The organism is Mesorhizobium sp. M0088 (assembly GCF_040322895.1).
GTDB lineage: Bacteria > Pseudomonadota > Alphaproteobacteria > Rhizobiales > Rhizobiaceae > Mesorhizobium.
Window position 1 is genome coordinate 72348 of record NZ_JAMYUI010000001.1, and the last position, 17365, is coordinate 89712.

The 17365-nt window shown below is 63.3% G+C and carries 17 protein-coding genes; 1 reads left to right on the top strand and 16 read right to left on the bottom strand.

Translation table 11 applies throughout. From position 1 onward, the window contains the following. Positions 1-79 precede the first annotated feature (79 nt). The 4 genes from infB to rimP are packed head-to-tail and all read right to left on the bottom strand — an operon-like array spanning position 80 to position 5625. Positions 80-2650 carry a translation initiation factor IF-2 gene (infB, locus tag NKJ67_RS00325; RefSeq protein ID WP_127294040.1) on the bottom strand — a complete coding sequence of 857 codons (2571 nt, stop codon included), beginning with the start codon at positions 2648-2650 and terminating at the stop codon, positions 80-82. Beyond that, entirely contained in the window at positions 2647-3297 is a 651-nt protein-coding gene (locus NKJ67_RS00330) for an RNA-binding protein (RefSeq protein WP_023811407.1), read from the bottom strand. Before NKJ67_RS00330 ends, infB begins: the two co-directional genes overlap by 4 nt. A gap of 38 nt (positions 3298-3335) precedes the next feature. Further along, positions 3336-4931, bottom strand: a complete 1596-nt coding sequence (gene nusA / locus NKJ67_RS00335; protein ID WP_013527896.1) for a transcription termination factor NusA — start codon at positions 4929-4931, stop codon at positions 3336-3338. Positions 4932-4980: 49 nt separating this feature from the next. Beyond that, the gene (gene rimP, locus NKJ67_RS00340; RefSeq protein WP_127270712.1) at positions 4981-5625 is read right to left on the bottom strand and encodes a ribosome maturation factor RimP; all 645 of its coding nucleotides are present in this window, start codon (positions 5623-5625) and stop codon (positions 4981-4983) included. Positions 5626-5924: 299 nt separating this feature from the next. Between rimP and NKJ67_RS00345 the strand changes: the two genes are divergently transcribed. Then, positions 5925-6092 (top strand): hypothetical protein, encoded by a 168-nt coding sequence (locus NKJ67_RS00345; protein ID WP_352580079.1) that lies wholly within the window; start codon positions 5925-5927, stop codon positions 6090-6092. A gap of 66 nt (positions 6093-6158) precedes the next feature. On the opposite strand, the gene trmB is transcribed toward NKJ67_RS00345, so the two are convergent. The 12 genes from trmB to tsaB all read right to left on the bottom strand — a co-directional run bounded on the left by trmB (position 6159) and on the right by tsaB (position 17289). Continuing rightward, a complete protein-coding gene (gene trmB / locus NKJ67_RS00350) occupies positions 6159-6860 on the bottom strand; it encodes a tRNA (guanine(46)-N(7))-methyltransferase TrmB (RefSeq protein WP_127266943.1) in 702 nt (233 codons plus the stop codon). A gap of 23 nt (positions 6861-6883) precedes the next feature. Beyond that, on the bottom strand, positions 6884-8149 hold the full coding sequence (gene metK, locus NKJ67_RS00355) for a methionine adenosyltransferase (RefSeq protein WP_127266944.1): 1266 nt from the start codon (positions 8147-8149) through the stop codon (positions 6884-6886). Between the two features lie 169 nt (positions 8150-8318). Further along, positions 8319-8738 (bottom strand): helix-turn-helix domain-containing protein, encoded by a 420-nt coding sequence (locus NKJ67_RS00360; RefSeq protein ID WP_013527901.1) that lies wholly within the window; start codon positions 8736-8738, stop codon positions 8319-8321. 140 nt (positions 8739-8878) lie between these two features. After that, positions 8879-10471, bottom strand: a complete 1593-nt coding sequence (gene lnt / locus NKJ67_RS00365; protein ID WP_127266945.1) for an apolipoprotein N-acyltransferase — start codon at positions 10469-10471, stop codon at positions 8879-8881. Positions 10472-10573: 102 nt separating this feature from the next. Beyond that, a complete protein-coding gene (locus NKJ67_RS00370) occupies positions 10574-10972 on the bottom strand; it encodes a VOC family protein (protein ID WP_352580327.1) in 399 nt (132 codons plus the stop codon). 84 nt (positions 10973-11056) lie between these two features. Continuing rightward, complete coding sequence (locus NKJ67_RS00375) at positions 11057-12187, bottom strand: hemolysin family protein (protein ID WP_352580080.1); 1131 nt, start codon at positions 12185-12187, stop codon at positions 11057-11059. 28 nt (positions 12188-12215) lie between these two features. Continuing rightward, positions 12216-12716, bottom strand: coding sequence for an rRNA maturation RNase YbeY (gene ybeY / locus NKJ67_RS00380; protein WP_352580081.1), 501 nt, complete (start codon positions 12714-12716; stop codon positions 12216-12218). 18 nt (positions 12717-12734) lie between these two features. After that, on the bottom strand, positions 12735-13727 hold the full coding sequence (locus tag NKJ67_RS00385; protein ID WP_023758127.1) for a PhoH family protein: 993 nt from the start codon (positions 13725-13727) through the stop codon (positions 12735-12737). An 83-nt stretch (positions 13728-13810) separates the two neighbouring features. Further along, positions 13811-15220, bottom strand: coding sequence for a tRNA (N6-isopentenyl adenosine(37)-C2)-methylthiotransferase MiaB (gene miaB / locus NKJ67_RS00390; RefSeq protein ID WP_352580082.1), 1410 nt, complete (start codon positions 15218-15220; stop codon positions 13811-13813). 74 nt (positions 15221-15294) lie between these two features. After that, the gene (gene olsA, locus NKJ67_RS00395; RefSeq protein ID WP_352580083.1) at positions 15295-16095 is read right to left on the bottom strand and encodes a lyso-ornithine lipid O-acyltransferase; all 801 of its coding nucleotides are present in this window, start codon (positions 16093-16095) and stop codon (positions 15295-15297) included. Positions 16096-16116: 21 nt separating this feature from the next. Continuing rightward, positions 16117-16611: a ribosomal protein S18-alanine N-acetyltransferase gene (rimI, locus tag NKJ67_RS00400; protein ID WP_128306964.1), complete on the bottom strand. Its 495-nt coding sequence runs from the start codon at positions 16609-16611 to the stop codon at positions 16117-16119. Next, complete coding sequence (tsaB, locus tag NKJ67_RS00405; RefSeq protein WP_352580084.1) at positions 16612-17289, bottom strand: tRNA (adenosine(37)-N6)-threonylcarbamoyltransferase complex dimerization subunit type 1 TsaB; 678 nt, start codon at positions 17287-17289, stop codon at positions 16612-16614. It lies immediately after the preceding gene. Positions 17290-17365: the final 76 nt, after the last annotated feature.

Genomic DNA, 17365 nt, shown 5'->3' on the forward strand with positions numbered 1-17365 from the left:
TGTCTCATATGGGTCGTTCTCAATAGACCTCGGGCGGCGGCCTTTCGGCCACCGCCCGGTATGGACAAGTCACTCGAACTCAGAGTGTCCGGGTCACCATCTCGACGCGGAAGCACTCGATGACGTCGCCGACGCGCATGTCCTCGTAGTTCTGGAAGGCCATGCCGCACTCCTGGCCGCCGGGGACTTCCGAAACTTCGTCCTTGAAGCGCTTCAGGGTCTTCAACGTCCCTTCGTGGATGACGACGTTGTCACGGATCAGGCGCACACCCGCACCACGCTCGACCTTGCCTTCGGTGACACGGCAGCCGGCGATCTTGCCGACCTTGGTGATGTCGAAGATCTCGAGGATCTGCGCGTTGCCGATGAAGGTCTCGCGACGCTCCGGCGACAGCAGGCCCGACAGAGCCGCCTTCACGTCATCCACGAGGTTGTAGATGATCGAGTAGTAGCGGATCTCGATGCCAGCCGCCGCTGCAGCGGCACGCGCCTGGACGTTGGCGCGGACGTTGAAGCCGATGATCGCGGCACCCGAAGTCTCCGCCAGCGACACGTCGCTTTCGGTGATGGCGCCGGCGCCGGCATGGACGATGCGCGCACGTACTTCGTCGGTGCCGAGCTTGTCGAGCGCGGCGTTGATCGCCTCGATCGAGCCCTGCACGTCGCCCTTGATGACCAGCGGAAATTCCTTCAGCCCGCTTGTCTGCAATTGCGACATCATCTGCTCGAGCGAACCGCGCTGGCCGGCATGCTTGGCAACCGCCTTCTCGCGCGCCAGACGCTGGCGGTATTCGGTGATCTCGCGGGCACGGGCCTCGTTGTTGACCACGGCGAAGCGGTCGCCGGCCTGCGGTGTGCCCTGCAAGCCAAGCACTTCCACCGGCATCGCCGGCGGCGCTTCCTTGATCTGCACACCACGATCGTTGACCAGCGCACGCACCCGGCCCCATTCGTTGCCGGCAACGAGGATGTCGCCCGGCATCAGCGTGCCGGTCTGCACCAGCACGGTCGCGACGGGGCCACGGCCCTTGTCGAGCTGGGCTTCGATGACGACACCCTCGGCGGTACGATCCGGATTGGCCTTCAGGTCGAGAATTTCGGCCTGCAGCAGGATCGCCTCGAGCAGCTTGTCGAGATTGGTGCCCTTGGTCGCCGACACTTCGACGTCCAGAACTTCACCGCCCATGGATTCGACGAAAACCTCGTGGCGCAGCAGTTCGGAGCGCACTTTCTGCGGATCGGCATCATGCTTGTCGATCTTGTTGATCGCCACGATGATCGGAACGCCGGCCGCCTTGGCATGGCTGATCGATTCGATCGTCTGCGGCATGACGCTGTCGTCGGCGGCAACCACCAGGATGGCAATGTCGGTCGCCTGGGCGCCACGAGCACGCATCGCCGTGAAGGCGGCGTGGCCGGGCGTGTCGATGAAGGTGATCTTGTGACCGTTCTTCTCGACCTGGTAGGCGCCGATATGCTGGGTGATGCCGCCGGCTTCGCCGGAGACGACATTGGCGTTGCGGATCGCGTCGAGCAGCGAGGTCTTGCCATGATCGACGTGACCCATGATCGTCACGACCGGCGGACGCGAAACCAGGTCCTCGGCATTGTCGGCGATGTTGAACAGGCCTTCCTCGATGTCGGACTCGGCGACGCGGCGGACCGTGTGGCCGAATTCGGTAGCAACCAGCTCGGCCGTGTCGGCATCGATGACGTCGCCCGGCTTCAGGATCTGGCCCTGCTTCATGAAGAACTTGACCAGGTCGACCGCGCGCTCGGACATGCGTTGCGCCAGTTCCTGGATCGTAATGGTCTCTGGCAGGATCACTTCGCGCATGACTTTCTCGCGCGGCTCATTGTGCATCGCGCGCTTGAATTTTTCCTGGCGGCGACGCATCGACGACAGCGAACGGGCTCGCGCGTCTTCGTCGGACAATGCTGAATTCAGCGTCAGCTTGCCGCGGCGGCGGTCTTCCTCGGCCTTGGTCGGCTTGGCCGGACGCGCCACTTCGGGCGTGACCGGACGGCGCACCGGTGCGCCGGCACCAACACGCTTCGGCTTGGCCACTTCCTCGTCATCGACCGTTGCCAATTCGGCAGCCAATGGCGCGCGTCGACGGGCCTCTTCCTCAGCCCGACGGCGGGATTCGGCCTCGGTCTGCAACCGCGCCTCTTCCTCAGCCTGGCGGCGTGCGGATTCATCGCGTTCGCGCTTGCGGCGCTCTTCGTCCTCGGCGCGACGCTTGGCATCCTCGGCGGCGCGCTGGCGGTCCTCGACCTCGCGAACCTTCGAGCCCTCGAGCGCCCTGCGGCGCGCTTCCATTTCACTGCGCGACAGTTCGTTCAGCACCATACCGCTGCGTTCGACCGGGGCCGGCGGCGGTGGTGGCGCCTTCGGTGCTTCCGGCACGACGACGGGTGCGGCCACGACCGCCGGCTTCGGTGTGAAGACCGGGGCGGCAACAGGCTCCGGCTTGTCGCCGGGCATCGAGAACTTGCGCTTCTTGGTTTCGACGACGACCTGCTTGGTGCGGCCGTGCGAGAAGTTCTGGCGCACAGTGCCCTGTTCCATACCGGGGCGCTTCAGCGTCAAGGTCTTCTTCGGCGTCACACTCAGCGTATTGTCGTCACCCGATTTCGTATCGCTCATTCCATATCCTCTGCGGCATCATCTTCGTCAGCAACAGCCGCAAGCATTGCCAGATCGTCCGGGGAACCGCCCCGATACCGGTCGAGCGCAACCATGCGCTTCTGGACCGCCCTGCCCGCGTCTCCCGCGAGAACGGCAGCATGTATCACATTTGTACCCCCCAATGCCAAGCTCAACTCGGCCTCGGAGAAAAGTTTGTAGGCAAGGATGGCGGGCCCGCCGAGATGGACTGTCGCCCGTCGCGCCTGGCTGATCTTGCGCACGCCGTCATCGGACGCCTCGGTCGCGTGGAGCACGAAAAGCGCCAATCCGCCACGAACAGCACTTTCGACCTTGGTAGCACCAAGCGAAATTGCGCCTGCCTTACGGGCAAGACCAAGCATGCCCAGAGCGTGCCTGGAAAGCAGCCCGTCGATCATGCCGCCAAGATCGGGCGGCACGACCACCTGTGCCTTGAAGGCGCGGGCAAAGAGGTTCTTCGCCGCAGCCTTGTCGATATGTAGGCGGTCGGCGCTCACCCAGCAACCGCGGCCGGGCAGATTTCTCTTGATGTCGGGAACGACGGCCGAATCCGGGCCGACGACGAACCGGATCAGATCATCCGGTTCGGCTTGTTTGCGCGTAACGATGCAGGTGCGATCGTTCATCTCGTCCAGGGGCGGGTTCGGTGCGATGCGGTTTCACCTCACGCACCAACGGCTTCGTCAGCCGAGACTTCTTCGGCTGCAAGCTCGTCTTCGGTGATCCAGCCGGCCTTGAGGCGGGCGGCCAGAACCATCTGTTCGGCGTCCGCGCGGGTCACGCCATGATTGGCCAGCACGCCCGGATAGACCTTTGTCTCGCCGTCCTTGCGTTCCTTCCAGCCGGTCAGGTCGTCGGCGGCATAGCCGGCGAAATCCTCGATCGTCTTCACGCCGTCCTCGCCAAGCGTCACCATCATGGCGGTGGTGACGCCGGGGATTTCGCGCAACTCGTCCGAAACACCGAGCGCCTTGCGCTTGTCATCGTGCTCGGCCTCGATCTTCTCCAGATATTCGCGGGCGCGGGTCTGGATTTCCGAAGCGGTGTCCTCGTCGAAACCGTCGATCGAGGCGATCTCGCCGGAATCGACATACGCGACTTCCTCGACGCTGGTGAAGCCTTCGGAGGCCAGCACCTGGCCGACCATCTCGTCGACGTCGAGGGCTTCCATGAACAGCGACGAACGCTCGACGAATTCCTTCTGGCGGCGCTCGGATTCTTCGGCCTCGGTGAGGATGTCGATATCCCAGCCGGTCAGCTGCGAGGCGAGACGCACGTTCTGGCCGCGGCGGCCGATGGCCAGCGACAGCTGGTCGTCGGGAACCACGACTTCGATGCGCTCGGCATCCTCGTCGAGCACGACCTTGGCGACTTCCGCCGGCTGCAGCGCGTTGACGATGAAGGACGCCGCAGAAGGCGACCACGGAATGATGTCGATCTTCTCGCCCTGCAATTCGCCGACGACGGCCTGGACGCGGCTGCCGCGCATGCCGACGCAGGCGCCGACCGGATCGATCGAGCTGTCGCGCGAGATAACGGCGATCTTGGCGCGCGAACCTGGGTCGCGGGCGACCGATTTGATCTCGATGATGCCGTCATAGATTTCCGGCACTTCCATGGTGAACAGCTTGGCCATGAACTGCGGATGGGTACGCGACAGGAATATCTGCGGGCCGCGCTGCTCGCGGCGCACATCGTAGACATAGGCGCGGACGCGGTCGCCATATTTGTAGTTTTCACGCGGGATCAGCTCATCGCGACGGATGATCGCTTCGCCGCGGCCGAGATCGACGATGACGTTGCCGTATTCGACGCGCTTGACGGTACCGTTGACGATCTCGCCGATGCGGTCCTTGTACTCGTCATACTGGCGGTCGCGTTCGGCCTCGCGGACCTTCTGCACGATGACCTGCTTGGCCGACTGGGCAGCGATGCGGCCGAAATCCATGGGCGGCAGCTGTTCGGCGATGAAGTCGCCGAGTTGGGCGTCGGGATTGCGCTCGCGAGCCGAGGAAATGGCGATCTGCGTGGCGTAGTCATCGACCTTCTCGACCACTTCCATCAGCCGCTGCAGCTTCATCTCACCGGTGTTCGGGTTGATGTCGGCGCGGATGTTGGTCTCCTGACCGTAACGCGAGCGCGCCGCCTTCTGGATCGCATCGGCCATGGCGGCGATGACGATCGACTTGTCGATCGACTTTTCACGCGCGACCGCGTCGGCGATCTGCAGCAATTCAAGTCTGTTGGCGCTTACAACCATCGTTTTTCTCCGGAGCTTGTTTGCCGGGCCTTTGCGCCCGGCAGCTCAATCATAGTTCCTGTTCGTGGTCTTCCGTGGCGTCCGCTTCCGCACCCGACTCGTCATCGTCCGGTTCGCCGCGGCGCTTCTTGGCTTCCTTGCGCGCCCTGTTGTCCTTCGACAGGGCATCGCGGATGAGATCGTCGGTCAGGATCAGGCGCACGTCGGCAATCGCATCGTAGGGGACACGCACCGTCGGCTCCTCGCCATAGGCTGCCTTGTCGCGCTCGATCAGCACATCGTCTTCGCCGGCTTCGGCGATCTTGCCCTTGAAGCGCTTGCGGTCGGCGACGACCATCGATGTTTCCATCTTCACCAGATGACCCGTCCAGGTCGTGAAATCCGATTTACGGACCAGTGGCCGGTCGATGCCGGGCGACGAGACTTCGAGGTGATAGGCCTTTTCGATCGGATCATCGACGTCGAGCGCCGGCGACACAGCGCGGCTGACCTCTTCGCAATCTTCGACGGTCATGGTGCCGTCCTCGCGTTCGGCCATGATCTGCAGCGTCAGCCCGTTCTGGCCCGACAGATGCACCCGCACGAGGCGGAAGCCGATGCCGCGCAGAACCGGCTGGACGATCAGCGCGATGCGCGCATCGATGCCGCTTTCGCGGATGATGCGATCGTCGCCCTCGCTTGCCGTTGCAGTCATTGAAGCCCTGTCGTTCTCTACCAAGTTATCGGCAGGTAATAAAAAAGAGCGGGACCGGGTGGACCCACTCTTCGTCATACCGACCAAGAATTTGAGGCTGATATAGACGATGACGGCCTGTGTTTCAAGCCCGCTGTGCTGGTCGGGCAACGCCGCCATCGAGGCGGCCCGCGCCAGCGTTGCATGGGGCGCATGGCGCCTATGCGGCGACACCCATGGGATCGGCGCTGAAACGCGCCTATTTATGTTGCGCTGCACAAATGTGGCCGTGCGCCATACGTGCGCGAAAGGACATGATCATGAGCAATCGCACGATATTTTCTGCAATAGGCGACTTCTTCACCGTATTCGGCAGCGCCGTGGCCGCTTCACGGGCCGTGGAAGCCGGTCGCAGGCCGCGCGCCGACGACCTGCGCAATCTCGGCGTCGAGCCTGCCGCCTTCGATCGCATCGGCCGCCGCTTCTAGCTTTGACGCAATTCCGGACGGAAAACCGTTTCACACTTTTCCTGGAATTTCTCTATGACCGCGAGCTTATTTCCGAATGAAGGTCAGATAGGCCGGCCGCCGGCCCTCACGAATGGCCTTGGCCTCGTAACGGGTGCCCGGCCAACCTTCATAGGAAAGGTGCCAGTCCGCCGCCTCGCAAGCCTGCCATGCGAACGCGCCATGCGCGCGGCAATGCAGCAGGGTCCAGTTGACATAGGTGTCGATGTCGGACGCGAAGCGGAATTTTGAACCAGGCTTCAGCACATGCGCGAACCGCTCGAGATTGACCGGGCTGACGAAGCGCCGCTTCCAGTGTTTCTTCTTCGGCCAAGGGTCGGGATAGAGCAGATCGATGCCGTCGAGCGAGGCTTGCGGCAGCCAGTCGAGCAGCCTTGTGGCGTCGTCGTCATAGACCCGCAGATTGGCGAGTGGTTTCTCGCGCACCGCCATCATCATCTTGGCCATGCCGTTGACGAAGGGCTCGACGCCGATAAAGCCGATCGAAGGCGCCTCGATCGCACGATGCAGGAGATGCTCGCCACCGCCGAAGCCAATCTCAAGGCGAACCGCGCTGACATCCGTCTCAAACAGACTGCTGAGATCGGTCGGCGGTTCAGCCGTCAGATCGAGCCGATATGTGCCAAAGCCGCTTTCCAATGCGGCCGCCTGCTGCGGACGCATGGTTTTGCCGCGCCGGCGACCGAAAAAGGCTTCGGTCGCGCGGCTTGGTCTGCCCTTCGGATCCATGGTGGGACTTTGCGGCGCCGCTGTCAGGCGGCGACCGCGTCCTTGAGCGCCTTGGCGAGATCGGTCTTTTCCCAGGAGAAAGACCCATCACGGCCGGCCTTGCGGCCGAAATGGCCGTAGGACGACGTCTTGGCGTAGATCGGTTTGTTGAGATCGAGGTGACGGCGGATACCCGACGGCGACAGATCCATCACCGTGCGCAGCGCGTCCTCGAGCTTTGCCTCGTCGACCTTGCCGGTACCGTGCAAGTCGACATAGACCGACAGCGGCTGAGCAACGCCGATGGCGTAGGAAAGCTGGATGGTGCAGCGGTCGGCGAGTTTCGCCGCCACGACGTTCTTGGCCAGGTAGCGCGCCGCATAGGCCGCCGAACGATCCACCTTGGTGGTGTCCTTGCCGGAGAAGGCACCGCCGCCATGGGGTGCGGCACCGCCATAGGTGTCGACGATGATCTTGCGGCCGGTCAGCCCGGCGTCGCCGTCCGGCCCGCCGATGACGAACTTGCCGGTCGGATTGATGTACCACATGCAGTTGTCGGCGATCTTCAGCTCGCCCAGCGCCTCCCGGATATAGGGTTCGACGACCTTGCGGACCTTCTTCGAATCCCAGCTCGCATCGAGATGCTGCGTGGACAGCACGATCTGCGTCGCCTCGGCGGCCTTGCCGTCGACATAGCGAACGGTGACCTGGCTCTTGGCATCCGGTCCGAGCCTGCCGGCTTCACCGCTGCCCTCGTGGCGGGCGGCCGCCAGCAATTCGAGTATCTTGTGGCTGTAGTAGATCGGCGCCGGCATCAGATCCGGCGTCTCGCGGCAGGCGTAGCCGAACATGATGCCCTGGTCGCCGGCACCCTCTTCGCCCTGACGGTCGGAGGCATTGTCGACGCCCTGGCCGATGTCAGGCGACTGGCCGTGCAGCAGAACCTCGATCTTCGCGGTTTTCCAGTGAAAGCCGGCCTGCTCGTAGCCGATTTCGCGGATCGCCTTGCGGGCGACCGACTTGAACTTGGCCGGATTGACGACCGAATGCCCAGCGGCATCCTTGAGAATATTGCCCGCCTTGTCCCTCTTGAGCAGCGTGTCGGGAACACGCACTTCGCCGGCGATGACGACACGGTTGGTGGTGGCCAGCGTCTCGCAGGCGACACGGACTTTCCACGGGTCCATGCCGGTCTTCTTGGCTTCGCGATACACCAGATCGACGATCTCGTCGGAAATCCGGTCACAGACTTTGTCGGGATGGCCCTCGGCAACGGATTCCGAGGTAAAGAAGTAGTTCTGCCGCGTCACGGGTGTCCCCTCTTGAAAAACGATCGGCAGGCTGCCGATTTTGGCGCGCCACGTGTTAGCGGGGCGAAGCGCCGCTCGTCAAGCGGTGCTTCGGCTCTGGCATGAATGTCGATGCAGTTATCTTGTGCCACCGGCGGCAAGACGCCGCCGGTGCTGGCGTGATTGAGGATCAGTCGGGATCGTCGGCGGAGAGGGACTTGACCAGGTCTATAATCCTGCGGCGCACCTTGGCATCAGCGATCTTGACAAAGGCCCGGTTGAGCTGAAGGCCTTCAGGGCTGCCGCAGAATTCGACAGCGAAAGCCATCGACGCGTCCTCGGCAAATCCACGGCCCGCCACGGGCTCCTGGCCGGGCGCATCCTCGAAAAAGAAGGCGACCGGCACGCCGAGTATGGACGCTATCGCCTGCAATCGGCTGGCGCCGACGCGGTTGGTGCCTTTTTCATATTTCTGAATCTGTTGAAATGTGATGCCGAGGTTTTCTCCCAGCTTTTCCTGGCTCATTCCCAGCATGTTGCGGCGAAGCCGGATGCGACTGCCAACATGGATGTCGATCGGATTCGGTTTCTTCTTGTTGTCTTCTGTCATTTTTTCCTCGCCGAATTTTTTCGGCTTTCTCTATTTTTTCTTGCCCAAACAAAGCCGGAGGCAACTGCCCCAACAGAACGATCCACCGGCTTCGAGAAATTTTCAGGCACTTACAGTATGAGTTTCTAATGTGTTGGCTGTCAATTCACCCGTAGCCTTTGCCTTACGTTCAACAGCGCTGCCCCAACGGCAAACAGCAACATGATCAGCATTCCGTTAATGCGCCGTTGGCCGGGAGATATGAGCGCCTGTCCGGAAATCGGTATGTGGGCATCGATGGCGCCGCGTGCGTCGATCGCAAGCGCATCGACGATGCGCCCGCGCGGATCGACGACGGCCGAGATGCCGTTGTTGGCAGCACGTACCAATGGCAATCCATTTTCCACCGCGCGGATCTGGGCCTGCCTGAAATGCTGATACGGACCCGGCGTGTCGCCGAACCACGCATCGTTGGTAACGTTCACAATAAGCTGCGCTGACGCAGCGTCAACTGCCACAAGATCGGGAAAGATCACCTCATAACAGATAAATGGCAGCGCACGGATGCCATCGGGCAGCGTGATGGCGTGCCGCTCATTGCCGGCCGCGAAACTCATCGGCCCGGCAACCAGTTGCTCGATGCCGAAACGCTGGAGCAGATCGGCGAAAGGCAGGTATTCGCCGAACGGCACCAGGTGAACCTTGTCGACTGCGTCGGAGATTTCACCCTTGTCGTCGATCGCCACCACGGAGTTGTAGTAACGGCTGTCGGCATTCGCGGCCGAACCGCCTTCCTCGCGAACGACGCCGGCAATCAGCATCTGGCCGGATCCGAGCATGTCTCCCAGCGCCGTCAATGCGTCCGGACGCTCGGTGAAGAGGAAAGGCACCGAGGTTTCGGGCCACAGGATCAGCTGCGGCTTTTGATGGCCTGGGTCCGGCGCCTTGGCCGAGAGCCCCATCAGGACCGCGAAGATGCGGTCGCGCACCGAGGCATCCCATTTTTCCGACAGGTCCACGGCCGGCTGAACGATGCGGACATCCAGGCTGCGTGAAGCTGGCGGTTCGGGAGCGCCAAGCCTGACATAGCCGAAGCCGACATGGGCGGCGGCGAGCATGACAAACAGTGCCGCGCCGAGGCGCAGGTGCCGACGTGCCGCCAGCAGTGCCGGCAGTGCGAAGACGAACACGGCGAGCGCGTTCATGCCGATCATGCCCGTCACCGAGACGCTCTGCATCAGCAGCGGCACGGGCATGGCCGCGTAGCCGACGGCATTCCAGGGAAAACCGGTGAACAGGAAATCGCGCAGCCATTCCGCCAACCCGAAGCCGAAGGCAAGGGCGGCGATGCGGCCAATGTCGTTGCTCCACAGCAGCCGGGCTACGATTGCAGCAAAGCCGTAGAAAAAGGCGAGCATGAAAGGAATGCCGACCACCGCGAAGGGGAGCGCCCAGGCAAAACTGTCGGCCTCGACCAGCAGCGCCGAGCCGATCCACCAGAGGCCGGCGAGGAAATAGCCGAAACCAAACCACCAACCGACGGCAAAAGCCGGCCGCAGACGCCGGAACAGGCTGCCGGAAGCTTCGCCGGTGGCGCCGTCGAGCAGCCAGACCAGCAGCGGAAACGAGACGAAACAGGCGGCGAAGAAATCGTAAGGCGCCTGCCCAAGCACGGCAAAAGCGCCCGCGAGAAACGCCACGAGCGCACGCCGCCAACCCCAAAGCAGAATTATCCGGCCGGTGAGGCGCTCCATGCATACTTCCGAGTCGCGAATCAGGACACAAGATTTAACAGGCTGCGCTCCGCGCTCCAAACGGGCGGATGGCTGGCTGAGATGCACAGCTCCGGCCCTGCCCTACCGGTGCCAACCCTCGATTTGAACGCCGCCCAGCCGCTCGGCCTCCTCGCGCGGAACCGAACGGATGGTCTGCGTGAAGGTCCAGACATGGCCCTCGGGGTCGCGGGCACGATACTGGCGCTCGCCGTAGAACTGATCCGCCGGCTCCTGGATTATCCCGGCGTCGGTCGCCCGCGCCTGCTCGCAATGCGCATCCAGGCCGCCCTTCAGCCTGACATAGATCGACTGCGTGTTCCTGCCCGAGACCGAAGCCGGGCTGGCGACATAATCGCTCCATTCGGAATCGACGATGATGTAGCTGTCGCCGAATCGCATCTCTGCATGGACGAGTTTTCCCTCGGCATCGCTGACCACCATGCTGCGCTCGAAGCCAAATGCTGCTTCAAGCCAGTCCAGCGCGGCACGAGGGTCCTTGTAGAAGAGGACCCCAGACTTGGATGCTTGAACGGGTCGTCGACAGTCATCGGGCGAGCGTGACGCTCACGCCTGTTCGGTGCGCGCGGTGGCGCGCCGGCGGCGCTCACCCTTCTGGCTCTGCACGATGCGCACGCGCTTGACGCGGCGCGGATCGGCATCGAGGACGTGGAATTCGAAGCCGGGTATGGCCTGCACCACCTCGCCGCGGGCCGGAACACGGCCAAGCGTGTTGAAAATCATGCCGCCGATCGTGTCGACATATTCGCCATGTTCACCGGCGGCGAAATCCCCGCCGATCATCTTGGCCACGTCGTCGATCTCGGCCTTGCCGTCGACGATGAACACGCCGTCGCCGCTCTGGGTGATCATCGGCTCGTCGTCGTCATGCTCGTCCTCGATGTCGCCGACCACCATCTCGACGATGTCTTCCAGCGAGGCGAGGCCGTCGGTGCCGCCATATTCGTCGATGACCAGCGCCATCTGGGTGCGCGTCGTCTGCATGCGGCCCATCAGGTCGGAGGCAAGCATCGACGGCGGCACGAACAGCACCGGGCGGATCAGATTGAGGTCGCCAATGGTGCGTGCGAGGTCGACCTGGGCAAGATCGAGAACCGTGGCAGCGGGGGTTTTCCTGGTCGTGCGGCCCTTCTTGACGCGCGCGATCTTGGTGATGTGGGCCAGCACGTCACGGATATGGACCATGCCGCGCGGATCATCGAGCGTCTCGGAATAGACCGGCATGCGGGAATGGCCGGATTGTTCGAAAGTGCCCAGGAGATCGCCGAGCGTCGTCGTGATTTCGACCCCCTGAATGTCGGCGCGCGGTACCATGACGTCCTCGACGCGCACTTCGCGCAGCCGCAGGATGTTGTTGAGCATGGCGCGTTCGCCGGGCGAGAAGGCGCCGGCATCGCTCGTCGTCTCGGCAAGCGCGCCGGCAATTTCCTCACGCAGGCTGGTTCCGTTTCGTTGCCGAAAGAGGCCCAGAACGCGGTCGAACAGGGAGGGACCGGCAGGCGACGTCTCGCTGGCAGCGCTGCCAGCACCGGCAACAGCAGAGGTACTGCTAGCGCCAGAGGTACTGTTAGCACCAGAGGTAACGGTACTCGGACTTGATCCCTCTTCCGACGTATCGGAAGCCTTGGTCGCACTGCCGGCGTCGGGGCGGGCGGCAGTTTCTGGTTTGTCGTTCATCGTCGTCCGGTCAATTGATCAGATGTAGTTACGCGTAGGGGTCGGGAATGGCAAGCCTTGCAAGCGCCGCGCGTTCGACGGCTTCCATCGCCTCGGCTTCAGTGTCGGTCTCGTGATCGTAACCCAGCAAATGCAGCAGGCCGTGGATGACGAGATGGGTGATATGGTTCTCGACAGGCTTGTCTTCCAGTGCCGCTTCATGGGCGACCGTTTCGGCGGCCAGCACGATGTCGCCCAGCATCGGCGGCAACGGTCCGCCTTGCACAAACGGAAAAGCCGGGAAAGACAAGACGTTGGTCGGTTTGTCCTTGCCTCGCCAGCCGGCGTTGAGCGTCCGGATATGGGCGTCGTCGGAAAAAACAAGGCTAAGCTCGGAATGGCCCACTACGCCGGTCTCGGCAAAAGCAGCCACGACAGCGCGATCGACCAGCCGCGTCAGGCTTGCCTCATCGGGCCAGTCGCCCGCTTCGACAGATATATCGATGTCGACGGGAACATCCCCGTCGCCTGATATTATGTCCTCAGGCATGAGGCCGCATCGTCAAAATCAATTCTCGGCGCCGAGGCCGCGCGCCAGCTTGGCGTCCCGGTCGTAGGCCCTGACGATTTCCGCCACCAGCGGATGGCGGACCACATCGCCGTCGTTGAAGCGCACGGTGACCGCGCCCGCCACGCCGTCCAGCACCCGCAAGGCTTCGACCAGTCCCGATTTGGTGTTCGAGGGAAGATCGATCTGGGTCGGATCGCCGGTGACGATCATGCGCGAATTTTCGCCCAGACGCGTCAGGAACATCTTCATCTGCATCGGCGTGGTGTTCTGCGCCTCGTCGAGGATGACGGCGGCATGCGCCAGCGTGCGGCCGCGCATGAAGGCGAGCGGCGCGATCTCGATCACTTCGGCGGCAATGGCGCGCTCGACCTTGTCGGCGGGCATCATGTCGTAGAGCGCGTCATAGAGCGGCCGCAGATAGGGATCGACCTTCTCCTTCATGTCGCCGGGCAGGAAGCCCAGCCGTTCGCCGGCCTCGACCGCAGGCCGCGAGAGAATGATGCGCTCGACCATGCCGCGCTCGAGCAGCATCGCCGCATGGGCCACCGCCAGATAGGTCTTGCCGGTGCCGGCCGGGCCGATGCCGAACACCAGTTCCGACCGTTCCAGCGCCCGCATATAGGCGTCCTGGTTGAGTGAACGGGCATAGATCGTCTTCTTGCGGGTGGCGATCTGGGCGGCGGAAACCTTGCCCTTGCGCTCCAGCGTCGGCAGGGTCAGCTGATCGTCGGCGGCGATCGCCATGCGCACGGCGCCGTCGACGTCGGACTGGCCTATATCGACGCCTTTCTGGAGAATGCCGTAGAGGTTGTCCAGGGCGCGGCGCGCCTGCTCGGCGGCCGACGCCGAACCCTTGATGGTCAGCTGGTTGCCGCGTGAGCGGATGTCGACGCCAAGCTTCTGCTCCAGCCTGGCGAGGTTTTCGTCGAACTGACCATAAAGGGCGCTGGCAAGCTTGTTGTTGTCGAAAGTCAGAACGATGTGCGCCATGTCAGAAGCCCCAGATGCCGGTACCGGGGGCAGGTTCTTCAGCTCTGCTGCGCTCAACCGTCTCTCCTCATCTGCCGAGACCCTCAGGCCAATTCGGCGAACAGGCTGTTGTAGCCCGTCTTCGTGATTCGCACCTGGATAATGTCACCGATTTCGCCGGCCTTTTCATCAACAATAACCGGCTGCAGCCAAGGCGAGCGGCCAACCTTCTGGCCGGCCTGACGGCCGGGCTTCTCGATCAGCGTGTCGATGGTGCTTCCGACGAGGCTCAAACCGAAATCCTGCTGCTGCTTCACAAGCAGAGCCTGCAGTCTCTGCAAGCGCTCGTCCTTGACCGTTTCCGGCACGTGATCGGACATTTCGGCGCCCGGCGTGCCGGGGCGCGGCGAATATTTGAACGAAAAGGCCGAGGCGTAATTCACCTGACGCACCAGCTCCATGGTCGCCTCGAAATCCGCCTCGGTCTCGCCGGGAAAGCCGACGATGAAGTCGCCGGAGAGCGCAATGTCAGGCCGCGCGGTACGGATACGGTCGAGCAGCGCCAGATAATCCCTCGCCGTGTGCCGGCGATTCATCGCCTTGAGGATGCGGTCGGAGCCGGATTGCACCGGCAGATGCAGATAGGGCATCAATGCCGGCAGATCGCGATGGGCCGCTATCAGTTCGTCATCCATGTCGCGCGGGTGGCTGGTGGTGTAGCGCAAACGCGCCAGCCCGGGGATTTCGGCCAGCCTGAACAGCAGGCGGCCAAGCCCCCACTCCTGACCGCTCCCGCCCTGGCCATGCCAGGCATTGACGTTCTGGCCGAGCAGCGTCACTTCGCGCACGCCGGCTTCGGCCAGGCGCTCAGCCTCCGCGACAATCTGCGCCACCGGCCGGGAGACCTCGGAGCCCCTTGTATAGGGCACAACGCAGAAGGTGCAGAACTTGTCGCAGCCTTCCTGCACGGTGAGGAAGGCGGTGACGCCGCGCTTGATGACCTCGGCCCGCTTGGGCTGCGGCAGGTGCTCGAACTTGTCTTCGATGGCGTAATCGGTCTCGACGATCTTTTCGCCGCCGCGCACCCGCGCCAGCACGTCCGGGAGCCGGTGATAGGTCTGCGGACCGATGACCAGGTCGACTGCCGGCGAACGGCGGATGATCTCGGCGCCTTCGGCCTGCGCCACGCAGCCGGCGACGCCGACCAGCATCTCACGGCCAGCCAGGGCACGCTCGGCTTTCATGGCGCGGATACGGCCGAGCTCGGAATAGACCTTTTCGGCAGCCTTCTCCCTGATATGACAGGTGTTCAGCAGCACCAGGTCCGCCTCGCCAATGGCATCGGTCGCGGAATAGCCGTCGGCAGCCAGCGCATCGGCCATACGCTGTGAATCATAGACGTTCATCTGGCAGCCATAGGTCTTGATGAAGACTTTTCTCGCTGCCGCGGGAAGCACCGCCGGCTGTCCAGCCGTAGTGCCGATGTCGTCGCTTTCTATCGTGTTCAAGTCCATAAGGCGGCTTCTAACGCCTTTCCGTGACAAAAAACAGACGATTCTCGGCCCGCGCCAGCAAGGGCATGCCGGGGCTAGCGGCTCGGCCGCGGGTCGGCAAGCGCCGCCTGCATCATCTCACGCACCTGGCTTTCCATCAGTTTCGACGTCTCCTTGCGGTTCGAACCCTTGGAAAAGGCGATTGCCTCGCCGAAATGCACCTCGACGTCGAGCGCGCCCTCCGCGAGCAGAACCTTGAGATGCGGCATCAAATCCTCATCGCCGATCCAGGCTGCAAGCGGGCGATGCCGGCGGCCGAGCGGCACGCCGTGCAGACGCGTATAGGCGATCGCCACCGGCTGGATGAACACCTGTTCCGCCGCGCCTTCCGAAATCGCCATCGAGGCGGCGCCGAACAGTGTGCTCTTGAACGGCAGGATCATATTGCCGTCGCCGGTCGAGCCCTCGGCAAACAGCACCATCGCATCGCCCTTGGCCATGCGGCTGGCAATCTCGCTTGCCTGGTCGCCCGACGAACGCTTGCGCTCGCGCTCGATGAACACGGTGCGCTGCAGCTTCGACAGCATGCCGATCAGCGGCCAGCCTTCCATATCGGCTCTCGCGATGAACTTTACGTCGGCAAAAGAACCGAGCACCATGATGTCGGTCCAGGAGATGTGATTGGACGCAACCAGCAGCGGGCGCTTGTCGGACAGCGTTCCCTTGACATGGATGCGCATGCCGAGCGCCCTGACGATCAGCCTGTGCCAGATTTTGAGGATGAAGGTTTCCGGCCACCAGCCGGTCTTCATCGACAGGATCTGTAACGGCACGAGGACCAGCGAACCGGCGACAACGAGGCCCAGCGCCAGGAAAATCCTGATTTTCTTGATCATCGCCCCATCCCGGCCGTGTCGCTAGCGAAGATCGCGGCGCATGACAAGCGCGCCGGTCGGTCCGTGTTCGGTCGATCTGTAGTAATTCGGCCGCTTGCCGACCTCGCGGAAGCCCAGCCGACGGTAAAGCGCGATCGCCGCGACATTGGTCTCGTCGACCTCGAGGAATAGCGCTTCGGCGCGCTGCGCGTGCAGTTCGCGCAACACCGCGTCCATCAACTGCCAGCCCAATCCCTGCCGGCGATGCGATCGCGCCACCGCGACGGTCAGGATCTCGCCCTCGCCTGCCGCGAGCCTCGCCAGCACGAAGCCGACGGGCGGCTTGGAGCCCTGTCCGGTTTCGCGCGCCGCATAGCCGAACACGGTGTCCTGTTCGAGAAGAGCGGCGAATTCGCCATCGGTCCAAGGGCGGACAAAGTCCTCGCGATGCAGCAGTGAGACCGCCGGACTGTCGGCGATCCTCAGCGGCTCGAGCGCATAGTCCCGGCGGCGTGGTTGGAGAAAAGGTATGCGCATCTAATTTTCTTGCCTTGAAAGAATGAACCCGGCCTGCGGCTTGGCGTCGGCGCCGCGCATATAGAGTGGTTTCGGCCGTTCGCCCGCGCCCTTGGCGGCAGCCAGGCGGGCGTAGGTGACAATGTCGGCGGTGGCTGTCCGAGGGCCGACATCGAATTCGCGCCCGGCCGATGCGCTGATGAGCGCTGCCGCGGTGCCGGCAAGCACCGGAGACGCTTCCATCGCCATGGCCACCACGTCAGTCAGCGTGGCCACGGCCGGACCGTAAGTCAAGACTGACATTTCATCGTAGAAGGCCGCGTGGATCTCTTCACGGCCGGCATCGAGCGCCGCCAGCACGGCGCGACCGGGAAATGCCGCTGACGCTTCGGCGGCCAGCGCCTCCAGCGTCGTCACCCCGATTGCGGGTATCTTCAGCGCCAGCGCCAGGCCACGCGCGGTCGAGACGCCGACGCGCAGACCGGTGAAGGAACCCGGGCCGACAGAGACGGCGATGGCGCCAAGACCTGCATAGTCGGTTGCGCTTGCCTCCAGCGCTTCGGCGATGACCGCCATCAGTTGCTCGGCATGGCCCTTGCCGAGATCGAGCACCGAACGGCCAAGCTCCCGCTTCGCCACCACGTCATAGACGCAAGCGGTGCAGAGGTTGGCGGCACAGTCGATGGCAAGCAATTTCATGAGGCAACCGGTTCGAAAAACAATTCCCTGTGCCCGCCACGGCCCGCCACCGCAAGGGGATAGTGCATAATTCGTT